8 protein-coding genes are annotated in these 5,761 nt (G+C 60.5%); all 8 read right to left on the reverse strand.

The annotated features are described in order from the left end of the window. On the reverse strand, positions 1–285 hold a 285-nt coding region (locus ACRXB1_RS28715), incomplete at its 3' end, for a histidinol dehydrogenase (RefSeq protein WP_449493958.1). Between the two features lie 43 nt (positions 286–328). Further along, complete coding sequence (hisG, locus tag ACRXB1_RS28720) at positions 329–1,012, reverse strand: ATP phosphoribosyltransferase (RefSeq protein WP_062000442.1); 684 nt, start codon at positions 1,010–1,012, stop codon at positions 329–331. Continuing rightward, positions 1,009–2,277: a UDP-N-acetylglucosamine 1-carboxyvinyltransferase gene (gene murA, locus ACRXB1_RS28725; protein WP_449493959.1), complete on the reverse strand. Its 1,269-nt coding sequence runs from the start codon at positions 2,275–2,277 to the stop codon at positions 1,009–1,011. The genes hisG and murA overlap by 4 nt, the downstream gene beginning before the upstream one ends. 136 nt (positions 2,278–2,413) lie before the next feature. Beyond that, on the reverse strand, positions 2,414–2,653 hold the full coding sequence (locus ACRXB1_RS28730) for a BolA family protein (RefSeq protein ID WP_062000443.1): 240 nt from the start codon (positions 2,651–2,653) through the stop codon (positions 2,414–2,416). A 64-nt stretch (positions 2,654–2,717) separates the two neighbouring features. After that, entirely contained in the window at positions 2,718–3,473 is a 756-nt protein-coding gene (locus ACRXB1_RS28735; protein ID WP_062000444.1) for an ABC transporter permease, read from the reverse strand. Continuing rightward, positions 3,470–4,396 carry an ABC transporter ATP-binding protein gene (locus tag ACRXB1_RS28740; protein WP_062000445.1) on the reverse strand — a complete coding sequence of 309 codons (927 nt, stop codon included), beginning with the start codon at positions 4,394–4,396 and terminating at the stop codon, positions 3,470–3,472. Before ACRXB1_RS28740 ends, ACRXB1_RS28735 begins: the two co-directional genes overlap by 4 nt. Positions 4,397–4,620: 224 nt before the next feature. Then, positions 4,621–4,890 carry an STAS domain-containing protein gene (locus ACRXB1_RS28745; RefSeq protein ID WP_172811952.1) on the reverse strand — a complete coding sequence of 90 codons (270 nt, stop codon included), beginning with the start codon at positions 4,888–4,890 and terminating at the stop codon, positions 4,621–4,623. Beyond that, the gene (locus tag ACRXB1_RS28750; RefSeq protein ID WP_062000447.1) at positions 4,887–5,516 is read right to left on the reverse strand and encodes an MlaC/ttg2D family ABC transporter substrate-binding protein; all 630 of its coding nucleotides are present in this window, start codon (positions 5,514–5,516) and stop codon (positions 4,887–4,889) included. The genes ACRXB1_RS28745 and ACRXB1_RS28750 overlap by 4 nt, the downstream gene beginning before the upstream one ends. Between the last annotated feature and the right edge of the window lie 245 nt (positions 5,517–5,761).

The following is a 5,761-nucleotide window of genomic DNA, read 5'->3' on the forward strand; positions in this document are numbered from 1 at the left end:
GTCCGAACTCGAGGCGGCGCTCGAAGGGCTCGAGCCGAAACGCCGCGCGGCCTCGAGTTCGGACTGCGGCAATTCCAGCGAAGCCACGCTTTCCGCCTTCAGCCGGTCGAACTTGTTCGTGTAGTCGAGCACGGCTTCGTCGCCGCGCTTTTTTACGTCAGCGAGAATTTGCGCGACAGAGCGCTCGATAGCTTCGTCCTCGCTCGCCTCGAACGCGAGCACCGCGTGCAGCGCCGTGTGAAAACCGTTGGCGCTGGAGTCGAGTTTGCGAATCTTGATAGACATGATGCTGGTATCCGTTTGTTTGCCTTGACCTGCGTCGCTTTGCCTACACACTAGCCGACGCGCGTTCGAACGCATCGAGATAAGGCTTCAACGCAGCGCGCTTCAACTTCAGCGCGGCCTGGTTCACGACCAGACGCGACGATATTTCCATGATCTCTTCGACTTCGACAAGATCGTTCGCGCGCAACGTGTTGCCCGAGCTGACCAGGTCGACAATAGCATCGGCCAGTCCGACCAGCGGCGCGAGTTCCATCGATCCATACAGCTTGATCAAGTCGACGTGAACGCCCTTCGACGCGAAATGCTCTCGCGCCACTTCAACATATTTTGTCGCAATGCGCAGCCGCGCACCTTGCCGCACGGCGGTTTCGTAGTCGAAACCGTTCTTCACCGCCACCGACATCCGGCAGCGCGCAATGTTCAGATCGACCGGCTGGTACAGCCCGCCGCCGCCGTGTTCGATCAGCACGTCCTTGCCCGCCACGCCGAAATCCGCAGCGCCGTATTCCACGTAAGTGGGGACATCGGTTGCACGCACGATGATCACCCGCAAATTCGGATTCGTGGTCGGCAAGATCAGCTTGCGTGACGTTTCCGGATCTTCAGTCACTTCAACGCCGGCGGCTGCGAGCAGCGGCAAGGTTTCTTCGAAAATCCGTCCCTTCGACAAAGCCAGCGTCAGCATTGCCCCCGCCGGCACCGATGCAGAAGTCTGCAGTGAACTCATTGCTCCACCCCGTTGCCCTTGATGCGCCGCACGTTTGCGCCGACGGCCGTCAGCTTGCTTTCCATCCGGTCGTAGCCGCGATCGAGGTGATAGATCCGGTCGATCAGCGTCTCGCCTTCCGCACACATGGCCGCGATCACCAAACTCGCCGATGCCCGCAGATCCGTTGCCATCACCTTCGCGCCCGACAGCTTTTCGACGCCGGTAACCAGCGCCGTGTTGCCATCGACAGTAATGCTCGCGCCCAGGCGGTTCAGTTCCTGCACATGCATGAAGCGGTTTTCGAAGATGGTTTCGACCGCTTGCGACGTGCCGTTGGCCATGGTGTTGAGCGCCATGAACTGGGCCTGCATGTCGGTCGGGAACGCCGGATATTCCGATGTCCGGAAACTCACCGCGTTCGGACGCCTGTTCATGCGCACGCGAATCCAGTTCTCGCCCTCTTCCACCGATACACCCGCTTCGTGCAGCTTCTCGATCACCGCTTCAAGCAGCGAAGGATTCACGTTACGCAACGTGACGTCGCCGCCGGTCGCCGCAACGGCGCAAAGAAACGTGCCGGCTTCAATGCGGTCAGGCACCACTGAATGGTGCGCGCCATGCAGCTTGTCCACGCCTTGAATGACGAGCCGGTCCGAGCCGATGCCATCGATCTTCGCGCCCATCGCGACGAGCAGATTCGCAAGGTCGCTGACTTCCGGCTCGCGCGCCGCGTTCTCGATCACCGTTTCGCCTTCCGCCAGAACCGCCGCCATCAGCAGGTTTTCCGTGCCGGTGACCGTGATCATGTCGGTGACGATGCGCGCGCCTTTCAGGCGCTTCGCCCGCGCCTCGATAAAACCATGCTCGATGGTGATCTCGGCGCCCATCGCCTGGAGGCCCTTGATATGCTGATCGACGGGGCGCGCGCCGATGGCGCAGCCGCCCGGCAACGACACCTTCGCTTCACCAAAGCGCGCGACGAGCGGACCGAGCACGAGGATGGACGCACGCATGGTCTTGACCATTTCGTACGGCGCGACGAGGTTGTCCAGCTTCGCTGCGTTCAGCGACACGCGGCCATCCGCCGACTCCGAACGCACGCCCATCTGGTTGAGCAATTTGAGCATCGTGCGCACGTCCTGCAGGTTGGGCACGTTTTCCAGATGCACGTCGTCTGCGGTCAGCAAGCTGGCGCAGAGAATCGGCAATGCCGCGTTCTTCGCACCGGATACAACGATTTCGCCCGAGAGCTTCGAGCCCCCGACAATCACGAGTTTGTCCATGCCTGGCGTTCCTTCTACGGAGCTTCCTGCAGCGGCGCCGTGGTCGGCGTCGCGGTTGTCTTGAGTGAATCGCACTAAATTTCCAGCTAATCGGTTGATAGGTGATGCTCAGATACAGCGCGAGCCGGCGAACCGCTCAGGCGGGTTTCCACTCGGCGGGCGTCAGCGTCTTCATGCTCAGCGCGTGGATTTCCGCCCGCATGCGGTCGCCAAGGGCCGCGTACACGAGCTGGTGACGCGCGATCGGCCGCTTGCCTTCGAACGCATCGCTCACGATGGTCGCAAAGAAATGCTGGCCGTCGCCTTCGACTTCGACGTGCTGGCAAGACAAGCCGCCAGCGATGTAGTCCTTCACTTGCTCGGGAGTCGGCAACATGGGTGTCTCCTGAAAATTGAGCGAATCGATTAAATGAGCCTGCGAGTGAGCCTGATGAGTGAGCCTAGTGGCGCAGCTTGTAGCCGCTTGCCAGGAGGCGCATGGCAACCACAGCCAGCACGATAAAAAACCCGCCGACAATGCCAAGGCTCGCGAGCGGACTGACGTCGGACATGCCGAAAAAGCCGTAGCGGAAACCGTCGATCATGTAGAAAAACGGATTGAGCCGCGACACTTCGCGCCAGATGGGCGGCAGCGTATGCGTGGAGTAGAACACGCCCGACAGGAACGTCAGCGGCATGATCAGGAAGTTCTGGAACGCGGCGAGCTGGTCGAACTTGTCTGCCCAGACGCCGGCGATCAACCCGAGCGTGCCGAGAATCGCCGAGCCGAGGATGGCGAACGCGAGAATGTAGAGCGGCGCGGAGAAGCTCATTGGAATGAACCACACCGTCACGATAAAGACGCCGAATCCAACCGCCAATCCGCGCACAACCGACGCCAGCACATACGCGAAGAACATTTCCCAGTGCGAGAGCGGCGGCAGCAGGACGAACACCAGATTACCCGTGATCTTCGACTGAATCAGCGACGAAGAACTGTTTGCGAACGCGTTCTGCAGCACGCTCATCATCACGAGGCCAGGCACGAGAAAACTCGTGTAGGCCACACCTGGATAAACCTCGACATGACTCGTCAGCGCGTGGCCGAAGATCATCAGGTACAACAAGGCCGTGATCACCGGCGCGAGCACGGTCTGGAACGCGACCTTGTAGAAACGCAGGATTTCCTTGTAGAACAGGGTGCGAAAGCCGCTCATGACAAGCCCTCGACCACTTCCGGCCCGTTCATCACTTGCACGAATACGTCTTCCAGATCTGCCTTGCGGACATCGATTTCGTCGAACGTGCAGCCGGCCGCTCGGCATTTCGCGAGGATCGGCTCGACGTCGTCGTAGCTTGAAAGTCGCAGCAAATGATTCGTGCCCGAGGTCGCCCGCGGATCGACTTCCAGCGTGCGCAGCTCGACGGGCAACACGCCCTGCGAGAATCTCAGCGAAAGCTGCATGCCGGCGAAGCGCTGCAACAGCGTGCTGGTTCGTTCGAGCGCGACCACCTCGCCGCGACGCAGCATTGCGAGCCGGTCGCACAAGGCCTCGGCTTCTTCCAGATAGTGCGTCGTCAACACGATGGTGTGACCCTCGCGATTCAGGCGCGAGATGAATTTCCAGAGCGTCTGGCGCAACTCGACATCGACACCCGCGGTCGGTTCGTCGAGCACGATCACCGGCGGTTTGTGCACCAGCGCCTGCGCGACCAGCACACGGCGTTTCATGCCGCCGGACAGTGCACGCGTGTTGACATCGGCTTTCTCGGTGAGATCGAGATTCGCCATGATTTCGTCGATCCAGTCATCGTTTTTACGCAGACCGAAGTAGCCCGACTGGATGCGCAGCGATTCGCGAACAGTGAAAAACGGATCGAAGACGAGTTCCTGCGGCACCACGCCGAGCGAACGGCGTGCATCGCGGAAATCCGTGACCACGTCGTGGCCGCGTACGGAGATCGTGCCGCTATCCGCGCGCGCGAGGCCCGCGAGAATGCTGATCAGGGTAGTTTTACCCGCGCCGTTCGGGCCGAGCAGACCGAAAAACTCGCCCTCTTCGACGACGAGATTCACGCCTTTGAGCGCTTGCAGCTCTTTGTAGCGCTTTTTGACGTTGCGTATTTCTATGGCTGACATTGACAGTGCGCGCGCGTGTTGGGGGCTGCGCCTCTAGGTGTGCGGATCGGAACCAGAACCGGCCTTCATTACGACGAAAGGCGGAAGTCAGGCCGAAAAAACGGTTGATTATAGGCCATCTGCGGCTGGGAGCTGCCGCAAGCGTGTCCGTGACAACCCTGTCTGGCGCGTCTCGTCGGCGTCAGAACGCGACGAAAACACGCCATGGGTTCAGGCAGACAGGATCAATGTCGGAAGGTGAGAAGCGTATCGACGCCATAGACTTGCGCGAGACTGGCAAGCCCGGAGGGGAGATTGACGACGGCAAATGCCGCACCGCGCGCAGTGGCAGCACGCTGCCACGCGATCAGGACGGCGAGCGCCGACGAATCGAATTGCTTGAGCGGCGCGCAATCCACTTCGGTTGCGCCCGCTGCGATCCGCGACAAACCCGCATCGAGCGCGCTCTTTGCGCTGTCGTGCGTGAGGGTCGCGGCGGTTTCGAAGCGACTCACGATGCCTTGCCGTTCGCGAGTTGCTGGTTACGCTGGGTCAGGAACTGCAGCAGGCCGGACACGCCATGCTGCTGGATCTGCTCGTTGAACTGCTGCTGGTAAGCCTGGATCAGCCACGCACCGAGCACGTTGATGTCGTACACCTTCCAGCCCTGCGGCGTCTTATACAGGCGGTAGTCGAGCTGGATCGGCGAACCGTTGTTCAGCACGACCGAGCGAACAACCACGTCTGTGTCGCTCGGATCAGCGCGGAACGGCTTGTACTGGACTTGCTGGTCGCGAACCTGCGCCAACGCGCCCGCATACGTGCGGATCAGCAGCATCTTGAACTGCTCGACGATCTGCTTTTGCTGTTCCGGCGTCGCCGTGTTCCAGTTGCGGCCCATCACCAGACGCGTGGTCCGGGTGAAGTCCGTGTATGGCAGGATCTTTTCATTCACCAGCTGCGTGATGCGCGTGATGTTGCCCGACTGGATCTGCTTGTCGGCCTTGATTTGATCGAGAACCTGGGAGGTCACCGTCTTGACGAGTCCGTCTGGCGTCGACATATCGTCGGCTTGAGCGAACGCGCCCGTGCAAAAAGCCATCAGCACGGCAAACAGGGGGAGCAAGAATAGTTTTTTCATTAAAGACTCTGCAAAAAAAGTGGCCTGGGTTTGAGCGCGGCGTGCGCTACGAGTTCATCACCGCACTATTACCAGCCGTCAAAACGCTTTCGATATATTACTGGCGCGCGGTGTTTTGCGCTTTTTCCACACTTTGCTCAACGCAGCCTGAACGACGGGAACGACGGAATGCGCGGCGGCACCATGCGATCAGCCGGAACACCGGTTGCGCCCGGTGCGCTTGCACCCGCTGCGCCAGAAGCCGC

Source organism: Caballeronia sp. M23-90 (assembly GCF_053574605.1).

Coding starts and splice junctions, on each gene's coding strand:
- ACRXB1_RS28740 (WP_062000445.1), bottom strand. CDS start 4,396: ATGTCAGCCATAGAAATACGCAACGTCAAAAAGCGCTACAAAGAGCTG.
- murA (WP_449493959.1), bottom strand. CDS start 2,277: ATGGACAAACTCGTGATTGTCGGGGGCTCGAAGCTCTCGGGCGAAATC.
- hisG (WP_062000442.1), bottom strand. CDS start 1,012: ATGAGTTCACTGCAGACTTCTGCATCGGTGCCGGCGGGGGCAATGCTG.
- ACRXB1_RS28750 (WP_062000447.1), bottom strand. CDS start 5,516: ATGAAAAAACTATTCTTGCTCCCCCTGTTTGCCGTGCTGATGGCTTTT.
- ACRXB1_RS28730 (WP_062000443.1), bottom strand. CDS start 2,653: ATGTTGCCGACTCCCGAGCAAGTGAAGGACTACATCGCTGGCGGCTTG.
- ACRXB1_RS28735 (WP_062000444.1), bottom strand. CDS start 3,473: ATGAGCGGCTTTCGCACCCTGTTCTACAAGGAAATCCTGCGTTTCTAC.